The sequence below is a fragment of the Hydrogenophaga taeniospiralis genome, assembly GCF_020510445.1.
In the GTDB taxonomy this organism is placed as follows: domain Bacteria; phylum Pseudomonadota; class Gammaproteobacteria; order Burkholderiales; family Burkholderiaceae_C; genus Hydrogenophaga.
Window position 1 is genome coordinate 1830848 of record NZ_JAHBAG010000001.1, and the last position, 25805, is coordinate 1856652.

Annotated in this window: 26 protein-coding genes; 17 read left to right on the top strand and 9 right to left on the bottom strand. The window is 68.3% G+C overall.

Going from position 1 to position 25805, the window contains the following annotated elements; genetic code table 11:
• Positions 1 to 2 precede the first annotated feature (2 nt).
• Genes KIH07_RS25340 through KIH07_RS08840 form a run of 4 tightly spaced genes read right to left on the bottom strand, consistent with a single transcriptional unit; the run spans position 3 to position 8402 of the window.
• Entirely contained in the window at positions 3 to 4250 is a 4248-nt protein-coding gene (locus KIH07_RS25340; RefSeq protein WP_264181822.1) for a translocation/assembly module TamB domain-containing protein, read from the bottom strand.
• A gap of 16 nt (positions 4251 to 4266) precedes the next feature.
• Positions 4267 to 6327, bottom strand: coding sequence for an autotransporter assembly complex protein TamA (locus KIH07_RS08830; RefSeq protein WP_226491613.1), 2061 nt, complete (start codon positions 6325 to 6327; stop codon positions 4267 to 4269).
• A gap of 7 nt (positions 6328 to 6334) precedes the next feature.
• Positions 6335 to 7522, bottom strand: coding sequence for a vWA domain-containing protein (locus tag KIH07_RS08835; RefSeq protein ID WP_226491614.1), 1188 nt, complete (start codon positions 7520 to 7522; stop codon positions 6335 to 6337).
• Between the two features lie 37 nt (positions 7523 to 7559).
• On the bottom strand, positions 7560 to 8402 hold the full coding sequence (locus tag KIH07_RS08840; RefSeq protein ID WP_226491615.1) for an AAA family ATPase: 843 nt from the start codon (positions 8400 to 8402) through the stop codon (positions 7560 to 7562).
• A gap of 185 nt (positions 8403 to 8587) precedes the next feature.
• Here KIH07_RS08840 and KIH07_RS08845 point away from each other — a divergent pair, with 185 nt between their 5' ends.
• Complete coding sequence (locus KIH07_RS08845; protein ID WP_226491616.1) at positions 8588 to 9256, top strand: c-type cytochrome; 669 nt, start codon at positions 8588 to 8590, stop codon at positions 9254 to 9256.
• 48 nt (positions 9257 to 9304) lie between these two features.
• Here KIH07_RS08845 and KIH07_RS08850 read toward each other — a convergent pair whose 3' ends face one another.
• Positions 9305 to 9742 (bottom strand): DUF1841 family protein, encoded by a 438-nt coding sequence (locus tag KIH07_RS08850; RefSeq protein ID WP_226491617.1) that lies wholly within the window; start codon positions 9740 to 9742, stop codon positions 9305 to 9307.
• A gap of 77 nt (positions 9743 to 9819) precedes the next feature.
• Here KIH07_RS08850 and pcaF point away from each other — a divergent pair, with 77 nt between their 5' ends.
• From pcaF to KIH07_RS08870, 4 genes are all read left to right on the top strand, one after another.
• Positions 9820 to 11022, top strand: a complete 1203-nt coding sequence (gene pcaF / locus KIH07_RS08855) for a 3-oxoadipyl-CoA thiolase (protein WP_226491618.1) — start codon at positions 9820 to 9822, stop codon at positions 11020 to 11022.
• A 3-nt stretch (positions 11023 to 11025) separates the two neighbouring features.
• A complete protein-coding gene (locus KIH07_RS08860; protein WP_226491619.1) occupies positions 11026 to 11769 on the top strand; it encodes a sulfite exporter TauE/SafE family protein in 744 nt (247 codons plus the stop codon).
• Positions 11770 to 11818: 49 nt separating this feature from the next.
• The gene (locus KIH07_RS08865) at positions 11819 to 12436 is read left to right on the top strand and encodes a ParA family protein (RefSeq protein ID WP_226491620.1); all 618 of its coding nucleotides are present in this window, start codon (positions 11819 to 11821) and stop codon (positions 12434 to 12436) included.
• Positions 12437 to 12623: 187 nt separating this feature from the next.
• Positions 12624 to 13079: a MaoC family dehydratase gene (locus KIH07_RS08870; protein WP_226491621.1), complete on the top strand. Its 456-nt coding sequence runs from the start codon at positions 12624 to 12626 to the stop codon at positions 13077 to 13079.
• A 17-nt stretch (positions 13080 to 13096) separates the two neighbouring features.
• Here KIH07_RS08870 and KIH07_RS08875 read toward each other — a convergent pair whose 3' ends face one another.
• The 3 genes from KIH07_RS08875 to KIH07_RS08885 form a co-directional block, all read right to left on the bottom strand.
• Entirely contained in the window at positions 13097 to 13420 is a 324-nt protein-coding gene (locus KIH07_RS08875; protein ID WP_226491622.1) for a hypothetical protein, read from the bottom strand.
• 147 nt (positions 13421 to 13567) lie between these two features.
• Entirely contained in the window at positions 13568 to 14041 is a 474-nt protein-coding gene (trmL, locus tag KIH07_RS08880; protein ID WP_226491623.1) for a tRNA (uridine(34)/cytosine(34)/5-carboxymethylaminomethyluridine(34)-2'-O)-methyltransferase TrmL, read from the bottom strand.
• Between the two features lie 145 nt (positions 14042 to 14186).
• Positions 14187 to 14921: a ComF family protein gene (locus tag KIH07_RS08885; RefSeq protein WP_226491624.1), complete on the bottom strand. Its 735-nt coding sequence runs from the start codon at positions 14919 to 14921 to the stop codon at positions 14187 to 14189.
• 104 nt (positions 14922 to 15025) lie between these two features.
• Here KIH07_RS08885 and KIH07_RS08890 point away from each other — a divergent pair, with 104 nt between their 5' ends.
• From KIH07_RS08890 to KIH07_RS08920, 7 genes are all read left to right on the top strand, one after another.
• Entirely contained in the window at positions 15026 to 15934 is a 909-nt protein-coding gene (locus tag KIH07_RS08890; protein WP_226491625.1) for a biotin synthase, read from the top strand.
• A 422-nt stretch (positions 15935 to 16356) separates the two neighbouring features.
• A complete protein-coding gene (gene coxB / locus KIH07_RS08895; protein ID WP_226491626.1) occupies positions 16357 to 17535 on the top strand; it encodes a cytochrome c oxidase subunit II in 1179 nt (392 codons plus the stop codon).
• 40 nt (positions 17536 to 17575) lie between these two features.
• The gene (gene ctaD, locus KIH07_RS08900) at positions 17576 to 19195 is read left to right on the top strand and encodes a cytochrome c oxidase subunit I (protein ID WP_226491627.1); all 1620 of its coding nucleotides are present in this window, start codon (positions 17576 to 17578) and stop codon (positions 19193 to 19195) included.
• Positions 19196 to 19220: 25 nt separating this feature from the next.
• A complete protein-coding gene (locus KIH07_RS08905) occupies positions 19221 to 19331 on the top strand; it encodes a cytochrome oxidase small assembly protein (protein ID WP_218017389.1) in 111 nt (36 codons plus the stop codon).
• Between the two features lie 41 nt (positions 19332 to 19372).
• Positions 19373 to 19987: a cytochrome c oxidase assembly protein gene (locus KIH07_RS08910; RefSeq protein ID WP_226491628.1), complete on the top strand. Its 615-nt coding sequence runs from the start codon at positions 19373 to 19375 to the stop codon at positions 19985 to 19987.
• Complete coding sequence (locus KIH07_RS08915; RefSeq protein WP_226491629.1) at positions 19984 to 20190, top strand: DUF2970 domain-containing protein; 207 nt, start codon at positions 19984 to 19986, stop codon at positions 20188 to 20190. The genes KIH07_RS08910 and KIH07_RS08915 overlap by 4 nt, the downstream gene beginning before the upstream one ends.
• A gap of 72 nt (positions 20191 to 20262) precedes the next feature.
• Positions 20263 to 21144, top strand: coding sequence for a cytochrome c oxidase subunit 3 (locus KIH07_RS08920; RefSeq protein WP_226491630.1), 882 nt, complete (start codon positions 20263 to 20265; stop codon positions 21142 to 21144).
• Positions 21145 to 21242: 98 nt separating this feature from the next.
• Here KIH07_RS08920 and KIH07_RS08925 read toward each other — a convergent pair whose 3' ends face one another.
• Positions 21243 to 21482, bottom strand: a complete 240-nt coding sequence (locus tag KIH07_RS08925; RefSeq protein WP_226491631.1) for a twin transmembrane helix small protein — start codon at positions 21480 to 21482, stop codon at positions 21243 to 21245.
• A gap of 45 nt (positions 21483 to 21527) precedes the next feature.
• Here KIH07_RS08925 and KIH07_RS08930 point away from each other — a divergent pair, with 45 nt between their 5' ends.
• The 5 genes from KIH07_RS08930 (at position 21528) to KIH07_RS08950 (ending at position 25739) form a co-directional block, all read left to right on the top strand.
• Entirely contained in the window at positions 21528 to 22268 is a 741-nt protein-coding gene (locus KIH07_RS08930) for an SURF1 family protein (RefSeq protein ID WP_226491632.1), read from the top strand.
• Complete coding sequence (locus KIH07_RS08935) at positions 22249 to 22950, top strand: SCO family protein (RefSeq protein ID WP_226491633.1); 702 nt, start codon at positions 22249 to 22251, stop codon at positions 22948 to 22950. The genes KIH07_RS08930 and KIH07_RS08935 overlap by 20 nt, the downstream gene beginning before the upstream one ends.
• An 8-nt stretch (positions 22951 to 22958) precedes the next feature.
• Positions 22959 to 24113, top strand: coding sequence for a COX15/CtaA family protein (locus KIH07_RS08940; protein WP_226491634.1), 1155 nt, complete (start codon positions 22959 to 22961; stop codon positions 24111 to 24113).
• Positions 24110 to 25015, top strand: coding sequence for a heme o synthase (cyoE, locus tag KIH07_RS08945; RefSeq protein ID WP_226491635.1), 906 nt, complete (start codon positions 24110 to 24112; stop codon positions 25013 to 25015). The genes KIH07_RS08940 and cyoE overlap by 4 nt, the downstream gene beginning before the upstream one ends.
• A 103-nt stretch (positions 25016 to 25118) precedes the next feature.
• On the top strand, positions 25119 to 25739 hold the full coding sequence (locus tag KIH07_RS08950; protein ID WP_226491636.1) for an SCO family protein: 621 nt from the start codon (positions 25119 to 25121) through the stop codon (positions 25737 to 25739).
• The last annotated feature ends 66 nt before the right edge of the window (positions 25740 to 25805 follow it).

Sequence of the window (25805 nt, forward strand, 5' to 3'; positions counted from 1 at the left end):
GGTCAATCGAATCTTTGGGTGAAGATCAGATCCAGCGCGTTTTCTTCGCCCGCGCGGGCGCGCAGCGTCAGGCGGCGTGACAGGTCGTAGAACATGGACACCGTGCCCATGGCGCCGGCCAGGCTGCGTTCGTAGGTCAGGTACAGCTGGCTCGACAGGCGCTTGCCCATCGTGACTGCGGACGCGGTGGTGCTGCCGTTGCTGGCCGTGCCTTCGCCCCGGTAGCTCAGTTCGTCCAGCCCGAGGGCGCTGGCCAGGCGGCTGTCGAGCCCGCCTTCGTTGCCCGCTAGCAGGGCCAGCGCGGCCTGCTGCAGCACGGCGGCTTCGGCGCCGGCGCCGCTGGCCGGGCGGCCCAGCACCAGCCAGGCGAGTTTTTCGCTGTCCGGCAGTTCCGGCGTGCTGATCAGGCGCACGCGCGGCGTCTGCGCGCTGCCGCTGATCTGCACGCCCACGCGCTGGCTGTCGTCGCGCGCCTGCGGGCGCACCGCGACGATGTCGAGCGTGGGGTTGTCGTAGGGCCCGGTGAAGCGCAGCACGCCGGTTTCGATGGCGAGCCGCTGGCCGTAGGCGCGGTAGGTGCCGTTGACGGCGCGCACTTCGCCCAGCACGCGCGGCTCGGGCTGCGTGGGCGTGGCGCGCACCTGCAGCTGGCCGCTCAGGCGGGACTGCAGGCCGCGGCCGCGCACCTCGAACTGCTCGCCCAGATCCAGATCGACCAGCACATCGGGCTGCACGCGCTGAGCGTCGTCGGTCGTCGGTGGGGGCAGGTTGCGCCCGCCGCGCACCACCACGTCGGCGCCCAGCGAGGGGGTGAGTTCGTCGGGCAGGATGAAGAGCGCCGAATCGGCGGTGAGCCGGCCGCGGATGTTGAGCAGCGGGCCGGCGAGCTGGGCCGTGATCTGGCCCGAGAGGGTGAGCCGGCGGTCGGCCCGGGTGGATACGCGCAGTTTGGTGGCGGTGGCCTGCAGGTCGATGAAGGTCTGGCGGCGCCCGCCGGGCTCCACCGCGCGCCACTGGGCCACGCCGGTGGCGTCCAGCGCGCCACCCACTTCGGCGCCGCGCGGGCCCTGCAGGTGGAAGCGTTCGATGGTGACGCGGTCGCCCGTGAGCGTGGCGCGCAGCTGGCCGTTGGAGAACGAGAACCCGTCCACCACCGAGCGCAGCGCCAACTGGTCGGCCTGCAGCGTGCCGTTCCACTGCGGCACAGCGCGCGTGCCGCCGATCGTGGCGCTGGCCTGCAGGGTGCCGCGCATGCGCCAGCCCGGTGGCGCCAGCGCCGACCACACGCCCACCTCAGGCAGTTGCGCGCTGAGCGTGCCGCGCAGGGGCGCGCCGGCGGGCCACCAGCGGTCGAGCGCGCTGACGCCCGGGGTGGCGTCGGGGTTGGCGGCGAGTTCGGTGTCAAGGCTTGCGCTGGCCTGGCCCAGGCGCTCGCTGTCCCAGCGCAGGCGGGCCTGCACCGTGCGGCCCTGGGCGCTCAGGCTCAGACTCGCCTCGCGCACGCCGGCCTGCACCCGCTGGGCAGCGCTCCGGCCGGTGCCTGTGGGGGCACTGGCGTTGTTGTTGCCGCTGGTCTGCACCGAGAGGTCGCCGCCGGTGCGCTGCAGCCGGGCCGACAGACGCAGTGGCGTGCCGGCCTGGGCGGGCAGCAGCAGGTCCCAGTCGCCGTCGAACAGCAGGTCGCCCGCCACGCCGGCCTGGGTGATCGGGCCGCTGCTCTGGCCCTCGGCGGTGGCCAGCGCGTCCACCCAGGACAGCGGCAGACCGCGCAATTGCCCCTTGCTCTGGAACGCGCCGGCCTGCCAGCTCAGGCTGTCCCAGGCGAGCGTGAGCGGACGGGGGGCGATGGGCGCGGCGGCGCGGGCGCTGGCCGTGGTGGGCGCACCCGCCACCGCGCGCACGCTGGGCAACAGCTGCAACTGGCCGGCAGCGGCCTGCAGGGCCAGGTCGGCGGCGCCGGTCTGCATGGCCAGCGACAGGGGGGCGCTGCTGTCGAGCGTCCAGTCCACCACGCGGTCGGGCCGTGAGGCGTCGCTGGCCTTCAGCCGCAGCGTGCGCAGGTCGAGCAGGGTGGACGCGGGGGCGCTCGCCGTGGCCCGGGTGTGGCGCAGGCGGCCCTGGGTGTCGAGCACCCCGCGCCACGGCGCCTGCGCCGCTTCGCCCCGGAGCTGCAGCGCCAGATCGGTCAGGGGGCCGCTGGCCTGTAGGCGCAGCTGGCGCACCTGCCAGGGGGTGTCGCCCGCCGCATCGAGCTGGGGCAGGTCCAGCGAGGCCTCCAGCTTCAGCGGCACCGGGCGGCTGGCGCTTGCGCCGCCAGTCGAGGCCGGTGGGACCGGGTAGCCGAGCTCGGCCAGGCCGCCTTGCCAGCGCGCCGCGAGCCGGGCCTGGCCGCTCAGCGCCAGCTCGCGCAGCGTGGGCTGTTGCGCCAGCCACTCGGCCACACGCGGGCCGATCACCGGCAGCGTGTCCAGCCCGCGCAGCCAGGCCAGCAACTGGCGGGCTTCATCGACCCGCAGGGCCAGATCGCCCCGGCCATCGGCGTGCGCCAGGGCGCCGTCGAAGCGACCGCTGGCGCCCGGCAGCCGCAGCGTGGCCTGGCCGGTGAAGGCCTTGGCCGTGAGGTCCACCCGGCCCTGGGCGCTGGCGCGGGCCTGCGCGGCGTCGAGCACGGCTTCGGTGAATTCGAATACGCCGCCCGTGCCGCCCGGGCTGGTCGGCGCGGCGGGGGTCCAGCGGCCTTTCAGTTTCGCTTCGTTCAGGCGCAGGCCGGGTGGGGCCTTGGCGGGTCGGCCGGGCGAGGACAGGACGCGCGCGTCCAGATCGATCGCCGCCGGGGCCGGGCCGCCAGTGCCGCCAGCTGCGGCGGGCGCGGCGGTGCGGGCGCTGAGCGTGGCGTCGAGCGCGGTGGTGGCCAGCGTGCTCCACAGCTGCGCCGGGTCCAGGTTGCGGGCCTGCAGCTCGCCTTGCCATTGCGCTGGCCCGGCGGCGCCCGCGGGCTGGAATGTGCCGCTGGCCTGCACCCGGGCACGCCCGATCTGTGCCACCAGCTCGGGCAGCAGCCAGCGCTCGCCGCGCTGTTCCAGGCGGGCCTGCAGGCTTTGCAACGGCAGGCGCTGCTGGTCCCAGGGGCCGCTGTTGGCGTTGCTCAGGTCCACCCGGGCCAGCCAGGCCTGGCCGTCGGGTTGTGCGTGCACCGTGCCGCTGAGCGCCGTGGCCGGGGCCTGCGGCCAGAGCGTGGCCAGGTCGAGCCGGTGGGCGGTGGCGTCTAGGGCCTGCAGCGGTTGGGTGGCCCAGGGCATCACGCGGGCGGTGGCGGCGAGGGTGGGCGTGTCGCCGGGGGCGGGGCTGGAGGGCGCTGGTGGCGTGGCACCGGGTGCGGCGGGCGGCCCGGGCCGCACGTCCGCCGTCACGTCCAGGGTGGCGTCGCGGCCGGCCAGCGTGCCTGTGGCGGCGGCGGTGGCCTGCAGCGCCAGGCGGGCCGAGCCGCCGGGCAGCTCGGTCAGCACCGTGCCCTGGGCGCTCAACACCAGTGGCATCGGGGCCTGCGCGCCGAGCAGGGCCTGCAGGCGGTAGCGGCCCTGCGCCAGTTGCAGCGAATCGACGCTGAGCTGGTGGGTCTGCCGCACGCCGGGCCGCTCACCCAGCGCGGTCCGGTCGCCGGCCTGGGCGTCGCCGTAGCGGTAGCGGCCCTGGAGGGTGTCGAGCGCGAGCGGGGTCGCGCCTTCATAGGTGAAGCGGCCGACCGACCAGGCCAGCGACACCGGCAGGGGCAGCGCGAGCGACTGCACCGGTTCGCCCGGGGGCGTGGGCGCGCGCTGGTCGCGCACTTCCAGCCGTTCGATGGCGAGTTCCTGCAGATGCACGCCGCGCCCGAGCAGGGCGTCGGTCCACAGGCGCGGGTTCCAGTGCAGGCGCACGCCGTGGGCCTGCACCTCCAGGCCGTTGAACGTCCAGCGCAGGCGCCCGATGGCGCCGCCATGGTGCAGGCTGCCCACGGCGCCTTCGGTTTCGAGTTGCCCCAGGGTGTCGGCGCGCTCGGCCAGCCAGTCCTGCGCCCAGCCCAGGGTCTGGCCGAGCGAGCCGGGGCTGGCGGCCCAGAGCCACAGCGCCAGCACCGCGGCCGCCAGCAGCGCGACCGGTGCGCCCAGCAACCACAGCAGCAGCCAGCGCAGGCCGCGCCAGCGCCTGGGTGCCGTCGCGCGCGGGGCTTCGCCGGGCGGGGCGGGGGGCGGGGTCTGGTCGCTGTCCATCGGTGGGCTCGGGGGCTCAGAACGTGAAGCCGACGTTGAAGTGCAGGCGCAGGGCCTTGGGCTTCACGCCGTAGGCCAGGTCCAGCTGCAGCGGGCCGACCGGGCTGTTGTAGCGCACGCCGGCGCCCACGCCCCATTGCGGCGGGCGCAGCTCGCCCGGCTCGTTGGCCACGGCACCGGCGTCCACGAACACCACGCTTTCCCAGGGGGTGCGCACGCCGTCGCGCCAGATCGGGCGCTGCCACTCGACGCTGGCCACCGCCAAATAGCGCCCGGGCGAGACCCCGCCGTCGGCCTGGGGGATGCCGATGTCGCGCAGGCCGTAGCCGCGCACGCTGGTGTCGCCGCCGGTGAGGTAGAGCAGGGTTTCCGGTATGCCGGCGTCCTTGCGCGCCCACAGTGCGCCGCCTTCCAGGCGCAGCGCCAGCCGGCCGGCCTGGCCGGTCTCGTCGTCGCTGGGGCGGGCCACGCCCAGCGGCGGCGCACCGCGGCGCACCAGGCCCTCCAGCGAATTGGCCAGGGCGGACACGCCCGAGTCGATGGGCCAGTAGCTCAGCCAGCGGGTGTGCAGCCGCACGAAGGGGCGGCGCGGGCTCTCCAGCGTGGTGCCCACGCCGATCTCCATGCCCAGGCCGTTGCCGGTCTTGGGCAGGGGCATGCTGTCGAAGCGGCGGCGCGTCCAGGCGTAGTTGACGCTGAGGGCCGATTCCGCGTGGGTGGTTTCCGGGCTGCCGAGCACGGCGTTTTCCGCGCGTGCGCGCTCGAACTGCAGGAAGTAACTGCGGTCCAGCGGGGTGCTGTCCTGCGAGCGGCCCGCGCGCAGGCGCTGGCTGGTGGTGGTGTCGAAGCCGTCGATCTGGCGCGCCATCTGGGCGCTGGCGATCCAGCGCCAGCCCTGGCTGTCCACCGGCGCGCTCCACTGGCTGCTGAGCAACTGGTCTTCGCGCTCCAGCTGCAGCTTGTTCACCGACTGCCAGCCCAGGCCGGGCACGCGGTGGTGGGTGTACTCGGCCGAGAGGCGCGCGCCGTTGTCGGTGCTGCCGCCCACACCGAGCACCAGCTTTTGCCGCGGGCTCTCGCGCAGTTGCACCACCACCGGCGCGGTGCCGTCCTGCAGGTGGTCGGTGTCGACGAACACGAACACCGAGTCGTAGGAGCCGGCCGCGGCGATGCGCTGCTGCGCGTCCTGCAGCTGGTCCAGGTCGTAGTCGCTGCCGGGCCTGAGGCCGGAGAGGTGCACCAGGTGTTCGACCGTGGCGGCCTCGTAGCGCTCGGCGCCTTCCACGCGCACCTCGCCCACCCGCAGGGGCGCGCCCGAGTCCAGCTCCACGCTCAGGCGCGCGCTGTGGGTCTTGGGGTCGATGTCGGCCAGGCTGTTGGCCACGCGCCCCGTGGGGTAGCGGCGGGCGGTGAGCGCGCGCAGCACGTTCGTCTTGGCGCTGCTCCAATCGGCCTGGGTGAAGCTCTGGCCGGGTTTGAGCGTCCAGGCGCGGGTGACGGCCTCGCGCTGCGCCGTGGCCTGCGGGTTGTTGGCGATGTCGCCCAGGAAATAGAGGTCGGCCGACTCGACCCGGGTGATCGGGCCCGGGTCGACCCGGATGCGCACCGTGCCCAGCGGGGTGGGGCCGGTGGCGGCAGGCTCGTCGATGTGGATCTCTGGCGCGAAATGGCCCAGCGTGCCCAGCAGGTTGCCCAGGTCGTCGGGCGTCTTGCCCAGCAACCGGTCCAGCTCGCTGGCGTCCAGGTCGCGCAGCGTGCGAAAGCGCATCAGCTCCATGTGGCGCAGCAGAAAGTCGCGCAGCTCGTCGTTGCCGGCCTGCAGGTCGACGTCGAAGCGCGGCGGCGCCGGGGCACGCGTGCGCGGGGTGCGGCGGATCGACGAGGGCGCGAGTGTCTCCACGGCAGCGTCGTCGGTGGCCTCCTGGGCGGCCTCGGGGGTGGGGGTGCCGTTGGCGGGCGCGGGCTCCGGCGGGGGGGTGGCCTGGGCCAGCGCCCAGAGGGGAAGCAGGACCACCGTGCCCACCAGCCACAGGGGCGGTCGCGCCCATCCTGCGCGGCGCAGGAATGGAGATTTCATGCGGTGTTTATTTCGACAACAGTCTCATGGCATCTTCCAGGCCCTTCAAGGTCAGCGGGTACATGCGCTGGCCCATCAGTTGCTGGACAACGCTGATGCTCTGTCGATACTGCCACACGCCCTGCGGTTCGGGGTTGATCCAGGCGAATTTCGGGAAAGCATTTGTGAGCCGCTGCAACCACTCCGCGCCGGCCTCTTCGTTGTTGTATTCCACGCTGCCGCCGGGCTGCAGGATCTCGTAGGGGCTCATGGTCGCGTCGCCCACGAAGATCAGCTTGTAGTCCTTGTTGTACTTGCGGATGATGTCCCAGGTCGGGAATTTCTCGGCGTAGCGGCGCCGGTTGTTTTTCCACATGAAGTCGTACACGCAGTTGTGGAAGTAATAGAACTCCAGGTGCTTGAACTCGCTCTTGACGGCGCTGAACAGCTCCTCCACCCGCTGGATGTGTTCGTCCATCGTGCCGCCCACGTCCATCAGCAGCAGCACCTTCACGTTGTTGTGCCGCTCCGGGATCATCTTGATGTCGAGCCAGCCCGCGTTGGCGGCGGTGGCGCGGATCGTGTCGGGCAGGTCCAGCTCGAAGTCGTTGCCCTCGCGCGCGAACTTGCGCAGGCGGCGCAGCGCGACCTTGATGTTGCGCGTGCCGAGCTCCTGCGTGTCGTCGTAGTCGCGGTAGGCGCGCTGGTCCCAGACCTTCACGGCCGTCTTGTTGCCGCCCTTGCCACCGATGCGGATGCCCTGGGGGTTGGACCCGCCGTGGCCAAACGGCGAGGTGCCGCCGGTGCCGATCCACTTGCTGCCGCCCTCGTGGCGCTCCTTCTGTTCTTCGAGCCGCTTCTTGAGCGTCTCCATCAGCTCGTCCCAGTCCATCTTGGGCGCGTTCGCCTTCTGCTCGTCGGACAGCAGCCGCTCGATCTCCTGGCGCAGCCAGTCGGCGGGAATGGGCTTGGTGAAGTCCGCGATCAGCTCCACGCCCTTGAAGTAGGCGGCAAAGGCGCGGTCGAACTTGTCGTAGTGCTTCTCGTCCTTCACCAGCGCGGTGCGCGCCAGGTAATAGAAGTCGTCCATGGAACACGCATCGGGATTGCGCGGCCCCACCACATCGGCCTGCAGCGCTTCGAGCAGGGTCAGGTATTCCTTGACCGAGACCGGCAGCTTGGCCGAACGCAGGGTGTAGAAGAAGTCGATCAGCATGGCAAGACCTCCGGATGGGGGGCGCAAGGACTGTCGTTCAACGGTTCCTCTGGTTCATGAACACCAGCTTCTCGAACAGCGTGGTGTCCTGTTCGTTCTTGAGCAATGCGCCCACCAGCGGCGGGATGCTGACCTTGTTGTCGGCGCTTTGCAGCGCTTCGAGCGGAATGTCTTCGGCCATCAGGAGCTTGAGCCAGTCCAGCAGTTCGCTGGTGGACGGCTTCTTCTTCAGGCCGGGCAGGTTGCGCACGTCGAAGAAGGTCTTCATCGCGGCGGTGAGCAGTTCCTTTTTCAGCTCGGGGAAATGCACGTCCACGATCTTGTGCATGGTCTCGGCGTCGGGGAACTTGATGTAGTGGAAGAAGCAGCGGCGCAGGAAGGCGTCGGGCAGTTCCTTTTCGTTGTTGGAGGTGATGAACACCAGTGGGCGGTGTTTGGCGCGCACCAGCTCGCGCGTCTCGTAGCAGTAGAACTCCATGCGGTCGAGTTCGCGCAGCAGGTCGTTGGGAAATTCGATGTCGGCCTTGTCGATCTCGTCGATCAGCAGCGCCACCGGCTGGTCGGCGGTGAAGGCCTGCCAGAGCACGCCCTTGACGATGTAGTTGTGGATGTCCTTGACCTTCTCGTCGCCCAGCTGCGAGTCGCGCAGGCGGCTCACCGCGTCGTATTCGTACAGACCCTGCTGCGCCTTGGTGGTGCTCTTGATGTGCCACTGCAGCAGCGGCAGCTTGAGCGCCTGCGCCACTTCCTCGGCCAGCATGGTCTTGCCGGTGCCGGGCTCGCCCTTGACGAGCAGCGGGCGCTTGAGCGTGATGGCGGCGTTGACGGCCAGCATCAGGTCTTGCGTGGCGACGTAGTTTTCGGAGCCTTGGAATTTCATGGACGGGGTCGGGTGTGGTGGAGGTGGCGGGAGGGCCTTGGGGCCGGCCGATGCGGCATTCTGTGCGCGACTCGGGGGTGCGAAAGCCGGCGGCGTCAGGGTTATCAATAAGTCGGGGGTGATAGACCAGTCTATATAATCGAGCGTTGATTTTTATCAATCATCCATCTCATTGTGCTTGCAAAATGAACCAACTGTTGCCCATGATCGTCCGTTCCGTTGTCGCCGCTGCGACGTTTTCCGCAGCAGCACTGAGCGCTCAGGCTCAGGGTGTCACCGGCAGCGCCGAAGCCGGCCAGAAGAAGGCTGAAATGTGCATCGGTTGCCACGGCATTCCGGGCTACCAGAACAGTTTTCCCGAGATCCACAAGGTGCCCAAGATCTCCGGGCAGTCCGACAAGTACATCGTTTCCGCCCTGACCGCCTACAAGAAGGGCGACCGCAAGCACCCGTCCATGCGCGGCATCGCGGGCTCGCTGTCCGAGCAGGACATGGCCGATCTCGCAGCGTTCTACACCGCGCAGGGCGACCAGCCCGCCGACGAAGCCCCCAAGGCGGCCAACGTGGCCGCTGCGGCGCTGATCGAAAAAGGGGCCTGCGCGTCCTGCCACGGTGCCAACTTCAGCAAGCCGATCGACCCGAGCTACCCCAAGATCGGTGGCCAGCACGCCGACTACCTGTTTGTCGCGCTCAAGGCCTACACCGTCGAAGGCAACAAGGTCGTGGGCCGCTCCAACCCCATCATGGCCGGCGTCGCCAAGCAGTTCAAACCCGCCGAAATGCGCGAGATCGCCAAGTACCTGGCCTCGCTGGACGGTGAGCTCAAGACCGTGCCGCAGTCGCGTTTCCGCTGATCGGTGACCGCCCATGAAAAAGCCGCTCGATGAGCGGTTTTTTTTATTTCAGTCCTGCGTCGCTCGGCGGCGCACCTGGTCGATATAGGCCTGGCCGTCGGGCGGCCGGCCGGCGCGCTGGCTTTCCCAGAGCATGGTGCCCAGGCACTCCATCACCTCGTGGTGCGCGGCGTGCAGGTCGCCGCGCCGCGCCGCCAGCAGCTCCACCGCCTGGCGGATGCCCGGCGGCTGGTCGATGCTGCACTGTTCGCTGATGGACAGGTGCATGGACAGGTGCAGGAACGGGTTCTCGCGGGTGGCGCTGCCCGGTTCGCCCAGGCGAGCCAGGGCGGCGTCCACGTCGGCCAGCTCGGCGTGGTACTCGGGGTGCTCGGCGATCCACTGGCCCGCCAGCATCTCGATGGCCTCCATGGGCTGCTGTTGCAGGCTCTTGGCATAGACCGCGCAGAAGAAGCGGCGCACATCGGTTTGGGACGGACTGAACATGGGGGGATTGTCCCGCAAGCGGCCCGGCCCCTGGGTGGGCTTGGGTACAGTCGCTTGCCACCTTCAGGAGACACCCCATGACCCAGGCCTACATCTGCGACGCGATCCGCACCCCCTTCGGCCGCTATGGCGGCGCCCTCAGCAGCGTGCGCACCGACGACCTCGGCGCCATCCCGCTGCGCGCCCTGATGGCGCGCAACCCGGGCGTGGACTGGGCCGCCATCACCGACGTGCTCTACGGCTGCGCCAACCAGGCCGGTGAGGACAACCGCAACGTCGCCCGCATGAGCAGCCTGCTCGCCGGCCTGCCGCTGGACGTGCCCGGCGCCACCATCAACCGCCTGTGCGGCTCCGGCCTGGACGCCGTGGGCACGGCCGCCCGCGCCATCAAGGCCGGTGAGGCCGGCCTCATGATCGCCGGCGGCGTGGAAAGCATGAGCCGCGCCCCCTTCGTCATGCCCAAAGCCGAGAGCGCCTTCAGCCGCAACAACGCCGTCTACGACACCACCATCGGCTGGCGCTTCGTCAACAAACTCATGAAAGCCCAGTACGGCGTCGATTCCATGCCCGAAACGGCAGAGAACGTGGCGACCGAGTTCAAGATCGAGCGCGAAGCGCAGGACCGCATGGCCCTGGCCAGCCAGATGAAAGCCGTGGCGGCCATCAAAGCCGGCCACCTGGCGCGCGAGATCTGCCCGGTCAGCCTCCCGCAGAAGAAGGGCGACGCCCTCATCGTGGACACCGACGAACACCCGCGCGAGACCAGCCTCGAAGCCCTGGCCAGGCTCAAGGGCGTGGTCAAACCGGACGGCTCGGTGACGGCCGGCAACGCCAGCGGCGTGAACGACGGCGCCTGCGCCCTGCTGCTGGCCGACGAAGCCACGGCGGCGAAGAACGGTCTGACCCCCAAGGCCCGCATCGTCGGCATGGCCACGGCCGGCGTGGCCCCGCGCATCATGGGCATGGGCCCGGCCCCGGCCACGCAGAAGGTGCTGGCCCTCACCGGCCTCACGCTGGAGCAGCTCGACGTGATCGAACTCAACGAAGCCTTCGCCGCCCAGGGCCTGGCCGTTTTGCGCACCCTGGGCCTGCAGGACGACGATGAGCGCGTCAACGCCTGGGGCGGCGCCATCGCGCTGGGCCACCCGCTGGGCGCCAGCGGCGCACGCCTGGCCACCACGGCGGTCAACCGCCTGCACGCCACGGGCGGGCGCTACGCGCTGTGCACCATGTGCATCGGGGTGGGGCAGGGGATTGCGTTGGTCATCGAAAAAGTCTGATCCTTGATCACCGATCCGTATTTCTATCTGGTGGCGATCCCCGCCGTGCTGCTGCTGGGGGTGAGCAAGAGCGGCTTTGGCGCCGGCTTCGGCTCGCTTGCCGTGCCCATGATGGCGTTGGCGGTCACGGTGCCGCAGGCCGCGGCTATCCTGATGCCGGTGTTGCTGGTGATGGACCTGCTCGGCATGGCGGCGTTTCGCAAGAACGTGGATCGCCGGTTGCTGCGTTTCCTGCTGCCCTTCGGCCTGCTCGGCATCGTGGTCGGCGCGCTGTTGTTCAAACTGCTGGACGCCAAGGTGGTGGCCGGCATCGTGGGCGGTTTCACCCTGCTGTTTCTGGCCCAGCGCCTGCTGTTCCCGCCGAAGGCCGACAGCCCGCCGCCGCCGAAATGGGTGGGCGCCATCCTGACGGCGACCTCCGGGTTCACCAGCTTCATCGCCCACGCGGGCGGCCCGCCGATCAACGCCTACGTGATCCCGCTGCGGCTCTCGCCGGTGCTGTTCACCGGCACCATGGCCTTCTTCTTTTTCTTCATCAACATCGCGAAGTGGATTCCCTACGCCTGGCTGGGCCTGCTGGACCTGCGCAACATGTTGACCTCGCTGGCGCTGCTGCCGTTTGCGCCGATCGGGGTCTGGGTGGGGGTGCGCATCGCGCACCGCATCCAGCCGCGGTTGTTTTACCGGATGGTCTACGCCGGCATGTTTCTCACGGGCGTCAAGCTGGTGTGGGACGCGTGGCGCTGAGGGGCTGGCGATACCATAGGGCCTGTTTTCAGACAACGAGGAGGTCGGTATGCCTATCGTGGTGGTTGCGAATCCCAAGGGCGGGGTGGGGAAGTCCACCCTGTCCACCCATGTGGCGGGCTATTTCGCCGCCCAGGGCCATGCCGTCATGCTCGGAGACGCCGACCGCCAGCAGTCGGCGCGACTGTGGCTGCAACTGCGCCCTGCGGCCGCGCGCCCGATTCGCACCTGGGAGGTGTCCCACGACCTGATCGCGCGTCCTCCGCGCGGCACCTCCCACGTGGTGCTGGACACCCCCGCCGGTCTGCACGGCTGGCGCTTCAAGGACGTGATGCGCATGGCCGACAAGGTGCTGGTGCCGCTGCAGCCCAGCATCTTCGACATCTACGCCACGCGCGCCTTTCTCGACGAAATCGCCGAGTTCCGCAACGCCGACAAGCTCAAGATCGGCATCGTGGGCATGCGGGTGGATGCGCGCACCATCGCGGCCGACAAGCTGCAGGAGTTCGTCTCGGGCCTGGGCCTGCCGGTGCTGGGCTATCTGCGCGACACGCAGAACTACATCCACCTGGCCGCGCGTGGGCTCACGCTGTTCGACGTGGCGCCGGGGCGGGTGGAGAAAGACCTGCAGCAGTGGCAGGGCATCTGCGACTGGCTGGATCGGTAGGGCCCCCACGCTCCGCCGCTGCGCGGGTTGCTGCCCCCCGAGGGGGCTGTTTCGCCTTGGGGCGGCCCGGCGGCGAAACATGGCCCTCACATTCCGCCGTTGAGCGGATCGCTGTCCCGAGCGGGCTGATCCGGCTTGTCGCGAGGCCGACACCCGCCACCCGGCCGGCGGGCTAGAGTCGCATCCCATGAAAACCTTTGAAACCCTGGCCGATCTGGCGGCCTGCGTGGGTCAGGAAGTCGCGCTCAGCGACTGGGTCACGATCACCCAGGAACGTGTCAACCAGTTTGCCCAGGCCACCGGTGATCACCAGTGGATCCATGTGGACGTGGAGAAAGCGAAGCAGGGGCCGTTTGGCGGGACGATCGCGCACGGTTTCCTGACGCTGTCGCTGCTGCCGGTGTTTCTGGAGTCGGCGTTCGCGGTGCGCCAGTCCGGCATGGGCCTGAACTACGGGCTCAATCGGGTGCGCTTCACGGCGCCGGTGCCGGTGGGCAGCCGCCTGCGTGCGCGCCTGACCCTGCTGGCCGCCGAACCGATCGAACACCAGGGCCTGCAGCTGACGTGGTCGGTGGTGGTTGAGCGCGACGGGGCCGACAAGCCGGTGTGCGTGGCCGAGTCGCTGGTGCGGCTCTACCCCTGAGCCTTCGGCTGGCGCAATCAGCGGATCTTGACGAGCTGTTTGCGCTCCAGGCTGCCTTCAAACGCCCGGATCAGGTCGTTGATGCGTTCGGCGGCGATGGACTGGTTGTGGCGTTGGGAGATCAGCTGGTAGGCGTCGTTGCGCAGCATCCAGAGTTCCTGGGGTGTTTTGGCATTGTCGATTTTCAGGCGCAGGCGCTGCGCGGGCAGGCTGATGCAGTCTTCGATGCACGACAGCAGGGCCTGCCGGATGGTGGCCAGGTCTTTCACGCTGACCGGCTTTTTTGCGCCTTGGCGCGGTGTCAGGGCCGCCTGAACGATGCGGGCAATGGTGGGGATCAATGCGGTCTCCAGGCGGCCGGTGGGGTCGCGTGTGTCGGATGGGCCGCCGGCGTTCGTGACGGGCAGCGCGTGTCGGGAAGTGTGAGCATTGTGCGGCCGCTAGAGGGAATGGGGTGGGGCGTGCAGCTCACGAAAGAGTGAACTGCGTCACGCTGACGGGGCGCCAAAGCCCTGCTGCCGCCAGGCCTCGAAGACCACCACCGCCACCGCGTTGGACAGGTTGAGGCTGCGCTGGCCTTCGATCATGGGCAGGCGCAGGCGCTGCGTCGGGGCGAAGCGCTCGCGCAGGTCGGCGGGCAGTCCCCGGGTCTCGGAACCAAAGACCAGCCAGTCCCCCGGCTGGAAGCGGTTGTCGTACACCGACAGCGTGCCCCGGGTGGTGAGCGCGAACATGCGTTGTGGGTCGGGCTGTTCGGCGTGCAGGAAGCTGACCCAGTCGGCGTGGCGGCGCACGTCGGCGTATTCGTGGTAGTCCAGCCCGGCGCGACGCATCTGCTTGTCGTCCATCGAAAAGCCCAGGGGCTCGATGAGGTGCAGGGTGCAGCCGGTGTTGGCGCTGAGCCTGATCACGTTGCCGGTGTTGGGCGGGATTTCGGGCGCAACAAGGACGATGTGGAACATGGTTGCGCGGCAGGTACCGGTGGGCGTGGCAGAAATTGGAGCGGGCCAGTGGTCTGGTCTGTGGGCTCTCCCTGCAAGCTCGCGATGATAACGTTGGAATCGCGCTCCGCCTGACGGTGGCCCGCGGTTGCCGGGTGGCGGTCGTTCAGTGCGGCGGCGTGCGGGCCAGCACCAGCGCTTCGACCCGGTGAGCGCCCGCCTGCAGCAGGGCCTGGGCGGCGGTCTGCAGGGTGGCGCCGGTGGTGGTCACGTCGTCCACCAGCAGCACATGGGCCCGGGCCAACCGCTGCCGATGAAGCGGGTGGGCGGCGAACGCACCGCGCAGGTTGTGCAGGCGCTGCTCGCGCGGCAGGCTGTGCTGGTCCGGGGCTTCGCCGATGCGCAGCAGGGCATCGGCCAGCGCGGGGGGCATGGGGGTCGCCGTTGCGGCGGCTTGCCGGCGCAGCGCCTTCACCAGTTCCCAGGCCTGGTTGTAGCCACGGCTGGCCAGGCGCGGCGGGGTGAGCGGCACCGGCACCACCAGATCGTAGGGGCTGGACGGTGGCTGGGCCTGGTGCGCCCGCCACATCAGGGCGGCCAGGGTTCCGGCCCAACCGGGTTCGTTCCTGAATTTGAAGCGGGCGATCAGGGTGTCCCAGGGGTAGCTGTAGTCCACCGCCGCCACGCAGCGCTGCAGCGCTGCGGGCGCCGTTCGGGTCTGGCAGGCGCCACAGAGCGCCGGGCCAGTGGCCGCCAGAGGGGCGGCGCAGGCACCGCAGCGAGGCGTGGGTGCGGCAAAGCGCTGCTCGCAGGCCGTGCACACGGCCTGCGCTGGCCAGCCGCCGCACACCTGGCAGGTGGCGGGCAGGTGGCGCGTGAGCCGGGTCCACGTGTTGAACATGGGGCCAATATACTGGGCGGTCGGGCTGTGTCCCGTTTTCCGGGCCCGTTTCTGGCGCCCCTGTCCGGCGATGTCGCCCGCACACCACCCGCTCTGGTTTTCCCTTGAACAACACGCCCGAAGCCGAAACCCCCGTTCCGGGTCTGGACCCGGTCGCCGCGCAGCGCTGGCTGCGGCAACCCCGCACCCAGAGCCCCTGGCTGCACGAAGAGGTGGCCTCGCGCATGGCTGAGCGGCTGCAGTGGTTTCGCGACAAGCCCTCGAGCTGGCTGCACTGGGAGCCGGTGCTGGGCGGCCTTCAGGCTCACCAGCGCGTGCGGTCCTTGTTGCCGCAGGCGCGTTGTCATGTCGCCGCGCGGCAGTTGCCACAGGCCTTGCTGGCCACGCGCGAGCCGCTGTCGGCGTCGTGGAACCCCCTGAACTGGGTGCGGGGCAAGACACCCGCGGCCGCGCAGGACGAAACCCGCGTGGCCATGCTGTGGGCCAACATGGCGCTGCATCTGGAGCCACAACCCCAGGCCTTGCTGCGGCGCTGGCACGCGCACATCGAGACCAATGGTTTCCTGATGTTCTCCTGCCTGGGGCCGGACACCCTGCGCGAGCTCCGGCAGATCTACCAGCGCGCGGGCTGGCCCGAGCCCACCCATGCGTTCACGGACATGCACGACTGGGGCGACATGCTGGTGCACAGCGGTTTTGCCGAGCCGGTGATGGACATGGAGCGCATCACCTTGTCGTACAGCGCTGTGCCGCTCCTGCTCCAGGACCTGCGCGAGCTTGGCCGCAATCTGCACGCGGACCGGTTCGAGGGTTGGCGCTCGCGCGCCTGGCACGAGCGCTTGTGCCAGGCGCTGGAAGATGGGCTGCCCCGTTCGGAAGACGGGCGTCTGCTGCTGACCGTGGAGGTGATCTACGGTCATGCCTTCAAACCCGTTGCGCGGGCGCCACTGGGGTCCAGCACTGCGGTTTCGGTGGACGACATGCGGGCCATGCTGCGCTCCGGCCGCCGCTGAACCGGGCATTGCATCGCCGGCCGATGAGGTCGGCGAGGGGGTGGATGGGGCGCCCCGACAGGAAAGCCCCCCGTTTCTCGCCGCTACAATTGACATAAATCAAAGCCTTCGGGGTGCTTTCCCTGCAAGTACGCGCGGATTCTCGGATCGGTCGCGGATATGGCCAGCAATTGGTGCGTCAAACCTGCAACGCTTCCCCCGTGGGCAACCCTGTTCGCTGATGGACTGCGCTGGAGCTTGCGGTGCAGCGGTTCGGTCACGCCCGCGCAGCCCATGGCTGCGCTGGTCTTGCGGGGTTGCGGGGGTTGGGTATTCCCTGAGTGGGCGGCCCTATGAAAGTTTGTTCTAATCGGCATTGATATAAATCAATACTTATATTTGAGGCGCTTAAAGTGAGTACGACGAAGAAAACAGTTGATTCCATGCGTAAACGGCTGGTCACGGTGCGCGCGGCCGCCTCCACACTGGCGCTGAGCGCGGGTGTCTGGGCGACGCAGGCCGCCCATGCGGTGAACGACCTGCCCGGTGGTCCCGCTGTGAACCAGCTCAATTTCGCCCCGCCGGTCACCCGGATTGCCGAGGAGCAGCACTGGCTGCACTGGTTCATGATGGGCATCTGCGCGGTCATCTTCGTCGTGGTCTTCGGCGTGATGTTCTATTCCATCATCAAGCACCGCAAGTCGGTGGGCCACAAGTCGCAGGTGCTGGCCGAGCCGATCTGGGTGGAGCTGGGCTGGACCATCGTGCCGCTGCTGATCGTGATCGGCATGGCCCTGCCGGCCACCAAGGTGCTGGTGGCCCAGAAGGACACCACCAACAGCGACCTGACCATCAAGGCCACGGGCATGCAGTGGAAGTGGGGTTACGACTACATCAAGGGCGAGGGCGAGGGCATCGGTTTCCTCTCCACGCTGGACACCACCCAGCGCGAGATGTCCAGCCAGGGCAAGCCCGGGGGCGACGACTACCTGCTCAAGGTGGACCACCCGCTGGTGGTGCCCGTGGGCAAGAAGATCCGCATCATCACCACCGCCAACGACGTGATTCACGCCTGGATGGTGCCGGCCTTCGGCGTCAAGCAGGACGCCATCCCCGGCTTCGTGCGCGACACCTGGTTCCGTGCCGAAAAGACCGGTGATTTCTACGGCCAGTGTGCCGAACTGTGTGGCAAGGAGCACGCCTACATGCCCATCCACGTCAAGGTGGTCACGGCCGAGCAATACACCGCCTGGGTGACCGAGCAGCAAAAGGCCATGGCCGCGGCCGCCGACGACCCGAGCAAGGTCTGGGCCCTGGCCGACATGGTCAAGCGTGGTGAGTCCGTTTACGCGGCCAACTGCGTCGCCTGCCACCAGGCCAACGGCAAGGGCGCTGGCCCGATCAAGCCGCTGGACGGTTCGGCCATCGTGAACGATGCCGACAAAGGCAAGATGATGGCCGTGCTGCTCAATGGCGTCAAAGGCCCGGAGGCGGAGATGCCGGCCTGGAAACAGCTGTCGGACACCGAGCTGGCCGCCGTCATGACCTACGCCAAGAACAACTGGTCCAACAAAACCGAGCAGGTTGTGCAGCCTGCCGATGTGGTCGCTGCCCGCAAGTGATCCGGTTACAGAAAATCATTGAGTCTCAAAGGAATCGATCATGAGTGCAGTTCTCGACCACCACGATGCGCACGGTCACGACCACGACCACCACGCCCCGTCGGGCTGGCGCCGCTGGGTCTACGCCACCAACCACAAAGACATCGGCACGCTGTACCTGCTGTTCGCTTTCACCATGCTCATGGTGGGCGGCGTGCTTGCGCTGCTGATCCGCGCCGAGCTGTTCCAGCCCGGCCTGCAACTGGTCAATCCCGAGCTGTTCAACCAGCTCACCACCATGCACGGCCTGATCATGGTGTTCGGCGCCATCATGCCGGCCTTCGTGGGTTTCGCGAACTGGATGATCCCGCTGCAGATCGGCGCCGGTGACATGGCGTTCGCGCGCATGAACAACTTCAGCTTCTGGCTGATGATCCCCGCTGCGATCATGCTGGTGTCGTCGTTCTTCATGCCAGGCGGCGCCCCCGCCGCCGGCTGGACGCTCTACGCCCCGCTGACGCTGCAGATGGGCCCTTCGATGGATGCCGGCATTTTCGCGATGCACATCCTGGGTGCCTCGTCGATCATGGGTTCGATCAACATCATCGTGACCATCCTCAACATGCGCGCCCCCGGCATGACGCTGATGAAGATGCCCATGTTCTGCTGGACCTGGCTGATCACCGCCTACCTGCTGATCGCCGTGATGCCCGTGCTGGCTGGCGCCATCACCATGACGCTGACGGACCGCCACTTCGGCACCAGCTTCTTCAACCCCGCCGGCGGCGGCGACCCGGTGATGTACCAGCACATCTTCTGGTTCTTCGGCCACCCCGAGGTCTACATCATGATCCTGCCGGCCTTCGGCATCGTGAGCCAGGTCGTGCCCGCCTTCGCGCGCAAGAAGCTGTTCGGCTACGCCTCCATGGTGTACGCCACCGGCTCCATCGCCATCCTGTCCTTCGTCGTGTGGGCGCACCACATGTTCACCACCGGCATGCCGGTGACGGGCCAGCTGTTCTTCATGTACTCGACCATGCTGATCGCCGTGCCCACGGGCGTGAAGATCTTCAACTGGATCGCGACCATGTGGAAGGGTTCGATGACCTTCGAGACCCCGATGATGTGGGCCGTTGGCTTCATCTTCGTGTTCACCATCGGTGGCTTCACCGGGCTGATCCTGTCGGTCGCACCGATCGACATCCAGATGCAGGACACCTACTACGTGGTGGCCCACTTCCACTACGTGCTGGTGGCCGGTTCGCTGTTCGCCATGTTCGCCGGCATCTACTACTGGTTGCCCAAGTGGACCGGCGTGATGTACAGCGAAACCCGCGGCAAGATCCACTTCTGGTGGTCGATGATCTCGTTCAACGTCACCTTCTTCCCGATGCACTTCCTGGGCCTGGCCGGCATGCCGCGCCGCTACGCCGACTACCCGATGCAGTTCGCCGACTTCAACGCCATCGCCTCGGTGGGTGGTTTTGCCTTCGGTCTTGCACAGGTCTTCTTCTTCTTCGCCGTCGCGCTGCCTGCCATGCGTGGCAAGGGCGCCAAGGCGCCACAGAAGCCCTGGGAAGGCGCCGAGGGTCTGGAGTGGGAAGTGCCTTCGCCGGCCCCGTTCCACACCTTCGAGAACCCGCCCAAGCTGGATGCCAGCGCCACCAAGGTGATCGGCTGAACCCCGGCGCAGCAACGGTTGAAACATGACGCCTGACCAAAAAAAGAGCAACCTGCGCCTGGGTCTGATCCTGGGTTCGGTGGCGCTCGTCTTTTTCCTCGGTTTCGTGGGCAAGCTGGTGCTGTTCGGCGGCTGATGCCCGCCGACACGCCCGCACTTCCGAACCGGACACGCCCCATGGGACTTCGTCGCGAAAACCTCAAGATGGTGGGCAAGCTCGGCGTGATCACGCTGGGCATGTTCGGGTTCGGCTACGCCCTGGTCCCGGTCTACAACGCCATCTGCGAGATGACCGGCATCAACGTGCTGGCGCTCGCCGAGCGTGAGGTGCCGGGTGCCCGGCCCACCCTGCCGGTGAACACGCAGGTGGACCGCACGCGCAGCATCACGGTGGAGTTCGACGCGAATGCCCGCGGGCCCTGGCAGTTCAAGCCCGCGGTGCGTTCGCTTCAGGTGCATCCGGGCGAACTCACCACGGTGATGTACGAGTTCCAGAACGTCCAGAACCGCACCATGGCGGCGCAGGCGATCCCGAGTTACGCCCCCAAGCAGTCGGCGGCGCACTTCAACAAGCTGGAGTGTTTCTGTTTCAACCAGTACACGCTGGCGGCGGGCGAGAAAAAGGCCTGGCCGGTGGCGTTCGTGATCGATCCGAAGCTGCCCAAGGACGTGACCACCATCACGCTGTCCTACACCTTCTTCGAGGTGGGCGGCAAGGTGCCGGCGGCGCCCGAGGGCCATCTGCCTCAGGCCAGCGCCGTGCCGGCCGCCTCCTTGCCGGGGGCCGTATGACGCAGCCTGTGCACCAGCGCAAAGGTTCGCTCGTGGGCACGGTCAAGGCCGTGCTCTGGGGTTTTCTCGGTGTGCGGCGCAATGCCGACTACCAGGACGACATCGCCAAGCTCAATCCGATCCACATTCTGGTGGTGGGGGTGGTCATGGCCCTGCTGTTCGTGCTGGGCCTGATCCTGCTGGTGAACTGGGTCGTCGCCTGAGGCGGTGCCGTCGACAGCACAAGTTTTTTTCTTTCAGACATTCATACAAGCGCTTAGCAATTAGGAGTGAGCATGTCAGCAGCAACACACGGCACGACGCCTTATTACTTCGTCCCCGGGCCTTCGCGGCACCCGGTGATGGCGGCCATCGGGCTGTTTTTCGTCATCCTGGGCGCGGGCCAGTGGGTCAATGGCGCGGGCTGGGGCGCGTATTCGCTGGCCTTCGGTCTGGCCTTCTGGCTGATCGTGCTGTTCCAGTGGTTTAGCCAGTCGGTGGGTGAGAGCGAAAGCGGCCTGTACGGCCGCAAGATCGACCTGTCCTTCCGCTGGAGCATGAGCTGGTTCATCTTCTCGGAGGTGATGTTCTTCGGCGCCTTTTTCACCGCGCTGTGGTGGGCCCGTGTGCACTCGGTGCCTGCGCTGGGCAACATCGAGAACGCGCTGATCTGGCCCGACTTCACCGCGGTGTGGCCGAGTCTGCAGGCCGGCGCCACCGCCTCGCCGGCCGGCATCGTCGAGCCGTTCCAGACCATGGGCCCGTTCTGGTTGCCCACCATCAACACCGCGCTGCTGCTGTCCTCGGGCGTGACGCTGACCATCGCCCACCACGCCCTGCAGTCCGGTGAACGTGCCAAGACCATCGCGTTCATGTGGGTCACGGTGCTGCTCGGCATCACCTTCCTGTGCGTGCAGGGCTATGAATACGCTCACGCCTACAGCGAGCTGAACCTCAAGCTGTCTTCGGGTGTGTTTGGTTCGACCTTCTTCCTGCTCACGGGCTTCCACGGCTTCCACGTGCTGGTGGGCATGTTGATGCTGCTCTTCATCACCCTGCGCCTGCAGAAGGGCCACTTCACGGCACAGCGCCACTTCGGTTTCGAAGGCGCGGCCTGGTACTGGCACTTCGTGGACGTGGTGTGGCTGGGTCTGTACATCCTCGTGTACTGGATGTGATCGGCCGCCTGGGGTGGCATGCCACCCCATCCCCGCCAGCAACAAAAAAGCGCCCGCAGGCGCTTTTTTGTTGGTGGGCAATGGGATAGTGAGCCGGATCAGCGCTGCAATGGCAGCCCGGTGGGCTGGATCCAACCCATCAGGTAGCTGACCAGCACCACCACGAACAGCAGGATGGAAAAACCGACGCGAAACGCCAGTGCCCGTGCCATGTGGTTCTTGCGCGGCTTGTCGCTGCTGTCGGGCGATCCCTCGTCACCCCCCCGCATCATGAAAACCAGCGCGGCCGCCAGGCTGCCAATGATGGCGACGAAGGCCGCGATGACGAGTGTTTTCATGCGTGCGATTATCGGTTTCTTTTTTCCCCACCCGGGTGTTCCCGCATGAGTTCCCGCCACCTGCGTTTCTGGCTCGTCACGGCCGCCACCGTCTTCACCACGGCGACGACGGCGGCCCTGGGCGTGTGGCAGCTCGGACGCGCGGCGCAGAAGCAGGCGCTGCACGATCTGATCGACCAGCGCGGCCAGCTGGCGGCCTGGCGCGGGCCGGAGCTGCTGCGGGCGCCCGACCCGCAGGCCGGCCTGCACCGCCCGGTGACCCTGAGCGGGCGCTGGGTGCCCGAGGCCAGTGTGTTTCTGGACAACCGGCAGATGGGCGGTCGCACCGGTTTTTTCCTGGTCACGCCGTTGCGCATCGCGGGCAGCGAGCGGGCGGTGCTGGTGCAGCGCGGCTGGGTGCCTCGCGATTTCAACGACCGCAGCCGCCTGCCGGTCATCGACACCCCCACGGGCGAGGTCCGCGTCGAAGGGCGTTTGGCCCCGCCGCCGGGCCAGCTATATCAACTGGGCGAGGCGGGCACGGGGACGATCCGGCAAAATGTCGAACTCGCAGCGTTTGCGCAGGAGACCGGGCTGTCCCTGCTGAACGTTTCCGTCCTGCAGACCGGCGACACCGCCGACGGTCTGCAACGCGACTGGCCCCGCACCGGAGCCGACGTCTCCAGACACCACGGTTATGCATTGCAGTGGTTTGGCCTGTGTGCCCTTGCGGGTTTCCTGTATGTCTGGTTCCAATTCCTTTCCCCCCGCCGATCGCGCAAACCCCATGGCACAGACCCCCGATGAACCGCTGACCCTGACCGTGCACAGCCTGCCGCAGCTCGACCAGGCCAGCGCGCGCGACGCAGCGAGCACGCGCGCCGGGCGCTGGAAGATGCTGGCCCTGTTGCTGGTGAGCGCCGCGCCGGTGATCGCTTCGTATTTCACGTATTACGTGATCCGGCCCGAGGGCCGGCGCAACTACGGTGAACTGATCGACCCGCAGCGCCCGCTGCCCGTGTTCAGTGGCCGGGACGCGCAGGGTCGGCCCGTGCCCCTCACCGCGCTGAAAGACCAGTGGCTGCTCATCAGCGTGGCCGACAGCACCTGCGGCGAGGCCTGCCAGCAGCACCTGTACCTGCAGCGCCAGTTGCGGGAAACCCTGGGCAAGGAAAAAGACCGGTTGGACTGGGTGTGGCTGCGCACCGGCGACGCCGCGTTGCCCGAGCCGCTGCGCCAGGCCACGGCGGCGGCCCGGGTGTTGCAGGTGGACGCAGAGCAACTCGCGACCTGGCTGGTGCCCGCGCCGGGCCATCGCATCGAAGACCACCTGTACCTGGTGGACCCGCTGGGCAACTGGATGATGCGTTTCCCCGCCCCGCTCGACCCCAAACAGGCCAAGCGCGACCTGGACCGCCTGATGCGCGCCGCCGCGTTCTGGGACCATCCGGGTCGGCCGAACGACGCTGCGCCGGCGCCAACCCGCTGACCCTGGCCATGCAGACCCAGACCCTGTACGACCTCGCGCCTGTGGCCCGCATCATGCTTCTGGGCGTGGTGATCGCGCTTGGGCCGCTGGCCTGGGTGTGGCTGCGCAACCGGCGCGCCGAACCCACGCAACGCCTGCGGGTGCTGACACTGGTCACCCTGTTCCTCACCTTCGACCTGGTGCTGTTTGGCGCCTTCACCCGCCTGACCGACTCGGGCCTGGGTTGCCCGGACTGGCCGGGCTGCTACGGCAGCGTGAGCCCGGTGGGGGCGGGGGCTTCCATCGCCGCGGCGCAGGAGGCCATGCCCGGCGGCCCGGTCACTTTCTCCAAGGCCTGGGTCGAAATGATCCACCGTTACCTGGCCACGGCCGTGGGCGTGCTGATCCTGGTGCTGGTCATCGTGAGCTGGGTCGAGCGGCGGCGTCTGGCCGTGTCCTTCGCCTGGCCGTTGCTGACCCTGTTCTGGGTCTGCCTGCAGGGCGCGTTTGGCGCGCTGACGGTGACGATGAAGCTGTTCCCCGCCATCGTGACCCTGCACCTGCTGGGGGGGCTGGTGCTGCTCGCGCTGTTGCGCGCCCAGGCCGCCGGTTACGCCCACGCAACCCCAGGCGCTGCCGCTCCGGTGCCGCTGAGCGCGGGCCTGCGCGCCGCCCTGGGTCTGGTGTTTGCGCTGCTGTGGCTGCAGATTGCGCTGGGCGGCTGGGTCAGCACCAACTACGCCGTGCTCGCCTGCAGCGAGTTCCCCACCTGCCAGGGCAGCTGGTGGCCTGAGATGGATTTCCAGCGCGGCTTCGCACTGTGGCGTGCGCTGGGCCTGGACACGTTGGGTGAGGCGATCCCTTTTGCCGCGCTCACCGCCATCCACTACATACACCGGCTCAGCGCCTATGTGGTGCTGGCGGCCCTGTTCTGGCTCGCCTGGCGGCTGTGGCCGGTGGCGGGCATGCGCGCCACGGCGCGGCTGCTGATCGCCCTGGCCCTGTGGCAGTTCGCCAGCGGTCTGACCAACGTGGTGCTCGACTGGCCCCTGCTCGCGGCGGTGGGCCACACCGGTGGCGCCGCGGCGCTGGTCATCGTTCTGACGGGCGCGCTCTGCGGCACCCGAACCAACGCCGACACCGTGCGTTCCGTCCCCTTCAACACCTCCCAGGCGATCCGATGAGCTCCGCGTCCTCCACCCCCGCCGCCGTTGCCCTGCCGCCCACCTGGCGGCAGTTCTACGCGCTGACCAAGCCGCGCGTGATCCAGCTCATCGTGTTCTGCGCGCTCATCGGCATGGTGCTGGCCGTGCCCGGCGTGCCCACCTGGGCTGAGCTGCGGCTGGCCGCCATCGCGTCGCTGGGCATCTGGCTGGTGGCCGGCGCGGCCGCCGCGTTCAACTGCGTGGTGGAACAGCAGATCGACGCCAAGATGAAGCGCACCGCCTGGCGACCGACCGCCAAAGGCCAGCTCACCAACGCCAGGACGCTCAGCTTCTCCGCCGTGTTGTGTGGCGCCGGTTCGGCCGTGTTGTACTTCTGGGTGAATCCGCTCACCATGTGGCTGACCTTTGCCACCTTCGTCGGCTACGCGGTGGTCTACACCGTCATCCTCAAACCGCTCACGCCGCAGAACATCGTGATCGGCGGCGCATCGGGCGCCATGCCGCCGGTGCTGGGCTGGGCCGCCATGACCGGCGTGGTCTCGCCCGAGGCGCTGATCCTGTTCCTCATCATCTTCCTCTGGACGCCGCCGCACTTCTGGGCATTGGCGCTGTACCGCGTGGAGGACTACCGCAAGTCGGGCCTGCCCATGCTGCCCGTGACGCACGGTTCCGAATTCACGCGGCTGCAGATCTTCCTCTACACCCTGGTGCTGTTCGCCGCCTGCCTCATGCCCTTCATCATGCGCATGAGCGGCTGGTTCTACCTGGTGGCCGCGGTGGCCCTGAGCATCGGCTTCTGTGGCTACGCGTTCGTGCTCTGGCGCCACTACTCCGATGCGTTCGCCCGCAAGACCTTCCGTTTTTCGCTGATCCACCTCTCGCTGCTGTTCGCGGCGCTGCTCATCGATCATTACTTGTGAAACACCCCCGCCGCGCTTCGCGCGACCCCCTCAAGGGGGCGACACCAGCGGCCCGGCAGAGCCGGTTCCGCAGTGTCCTGGGTAGCATGCCTGCCGTACTGCCATGAAACCGACATCTCTTCTCCGCCGTGGTTGCCTTGTGCTGGCTCTGAGTGGTTTGCTGCTTGCGGCCTGCACCGACAAACCCGCCGACGCCACGGCCTCGGGCTTCTCCAGCATCGACATCACCGGCGCCGACTATGCCACCGGCTTCTCGCTGACCGACCACGACGGCAAGCCGCGCACCCTGGCCGACTTCCAGGGCAAGGTCGTGGTGATCTTCTTCGGCTACACCCAGTGCCCCGACGTGTGCCCCACCTCGATGAGCGAGCTGGCCGAGGCCAAGCGCCTGCTGGGCCCCGATGGCGAGCGCTTGCAAGGCCTGTTCGTGAGCGTGGACCCGGAGCGCGACACGCCCGAGGTGATGAAGGCCTACATGGCCAGCTTCGATCCCGGCTTTCTGGCGCTGTATGCCGCGCCCGACGCGCTGCCCGCGCTGACCAAGAGCTTCCGGATCTACTACAAGAAGGTCGAGGGCAAGACCCCCACCAGCTACACCATGGACCACTCCGCGGGCAGCTACGTCTACGACACGCAGGGACGCGTCCGCCTGTACACCCGCTACGGCAGCGGCGCGCAGGCGCTGGCCGGCGACGTGAAGAAGCTGCTGGACGAGGCGCGCTGAACCGCCAGAGAGGCCGCTGGCGCCATCACTAGAATCCCTGCGGGCTCTCATGTGGAGGAGCCCTTT

What these genes read in the sequence shown, in the direction of transcription:
- KIH07_RS25340 (WP_264181822.1), bottom strand. Translation starts at nt 4,250, where the DNA reads ATGGACAGCGACCAGACCCCGCCCCCCGCCCCGCCCGGCGAAGCCCCG.
- KIH07_RS08830 (WP_226491613.1), bottom strand. Translation starts at nt 6,327, where the DNA reads ATGAAATCTCCATTCCTGCGCCGCGCAGGATGGGCGCGACCGCCCCTG.
- KIH07_RS08835 (WP_226491614.1), bottom strand. Translation starts at nt 7,522, where the DNA reads ATGCTGATCGACTTCTTCTACACCCTGCGTTCGGCCAAGCTGCCGGTC.
- KIH07_RS08840 (WP_226491615.1), bottom strand. Translation starts at nt 8,402, where the DNA reads ATGAAATTCCAAGGCTCCGAAAACTACGTCGCCACGCAAGACCTGATG.
- KIH07_RS08845 (WP_226491616.1), top strand. Translation starts at nt 8,588, where the DNA reads ATGAACCAACTGTTGCCCATGATCGTCCGTTCCGTTGTCGCCGCTGCG.
- KIH07_RS08850 (WP_226491617.1), bottom strand. Translation starts at nt 9,742, where the DNA reads ATGTTCAGTCCGTCCCAAACCGATGTGCGCCGCTTCTTCTGCGCGGTC.
- pcaF (WP_226491618.1), top strand. Translation starts at nt 9,820, where the DNA reads ATGACCCAGGCCTACATCTGCGACGCGATCCGCACCCCCTTCGGCCGC.
- KIH07_RS08865 (WP_226491620.1), top strand. Translation starts at nt 11,819, where the DNA reads ATGCCTATCGTGGTGGTTGCGAATCCCAAGGGCGGGGTGGGGAAGTCC.
- KIH07_RS08870 (WP_226491621.1), top strand. Translation starts at nt 12,624, where the DNA reads ATGAAAACCTTTGAAACCCTGGCCGATCTGGCGGCCTGCGTGGGTCAG.
- trmL (WP_226491623.1), bottom strand. Translation starts at nt 14,041, where the DNA reads ATGTTCCACATCGTCCTTGTTGCGCCCGAAATCCCGCCCAACACCGGC.
- KIH07_RS08885 (WP_226491624.1), bottom strand. Translation starts at nt 14,921, where the DNA reads ATGTTCAACACGTGGACCCGGCTCACGCGCCACCTGCCCGCCACCTGC.
- coxB (WP_226491626.1), top strand. Translation starts at nt 16,357, where the DNA reads ATGCGTAAACGGCTGGTCACGGTGCGCGCGGCCGCCTCCACACTGGCG.
- ctaD (WP_226491627.1), top strand. Translation starts at nt 17,576, where the DNA reads ATGAGTGCAGTTCTCGACCACCACGATGCGCACGGTCACGACCACGAC.
- KIH07_RS08905 (WP_218017389.1), top strand. Translation starts at nt 19,221, where the DNA reads ATGACGCCTGACCAAAAAAAGAGCAACCTGCGCCTGGGTCTGATCCTG.
- KIH07_RS08910 (WP_226491628.1), top strand. Translation starts at nt 19,373, where the DNA reads ATGGGACTTCGTCGCGAAAACCTCAAGATGGTGGGCAAGCTCGGCGTG.
- KIH07_RS08915 (WP_226491629.1), top strand. Translation starts at nt 19,984, where the DNA reads ATGACGCAGCCTGTGCACCAGCGCAAAGGTTCGCTCGTGGGCACGGTC.
- KIH07_RS08920 (WP_226491630.1), top strand. Translation starts at nt 20,263, where the DNA reads ATGTCAGCAGCAACACACGGCACGACGCCTTATTACTTCGTCCCCGGG.
- KIH07_RS08925 (WP_226491631.1), bottom strand. Translation starts at nt 21,482, where the DNA reads ATGAAAACACTCGTCATCGCGGCCTTCGTCGCCATCATTGGCAGCCTG.
- KIH07_RS08930 (WP_226491632.1), top strand. Translation starts at nt 21,528, where the DNA reads ATGAGTTCCCGCCACCTGCGTTTCTGGCTCGTCACGGCCGCCACCGTC.
- KIH07_RS08935 (WP_226491633.1), top strand. Translation starts at nt 22,249, where the DNA reads ATGGCACAGACCCCCGATGAACCGCTGACCCTGACCGTGCACAGCCTG.
- KIH07_RS08940 (WP_226491634.1), top strand. Translation starts at nt 22,959, where the DNA reads ATGCAGACCCAGACCCTGTACGACCTCGCGCCTGTGGCCCGCATCATG.
- cyoE (WP_226491635.1), top strand. Translation starts at nt 24,110, where the DNA reads ATGAGCTCCGCGTCCTCCACCCCCGCCGCCGTTGCCCTGCCGCCCACC.
- KIH07_RS08950 (WP_226491636.1), top strand. Translation starts at nt 25,119, where the DNA reads ATGAAACCGACATCTCTTCTCCGCCGTGGTTGCCTTGTGCTGGCTCTG.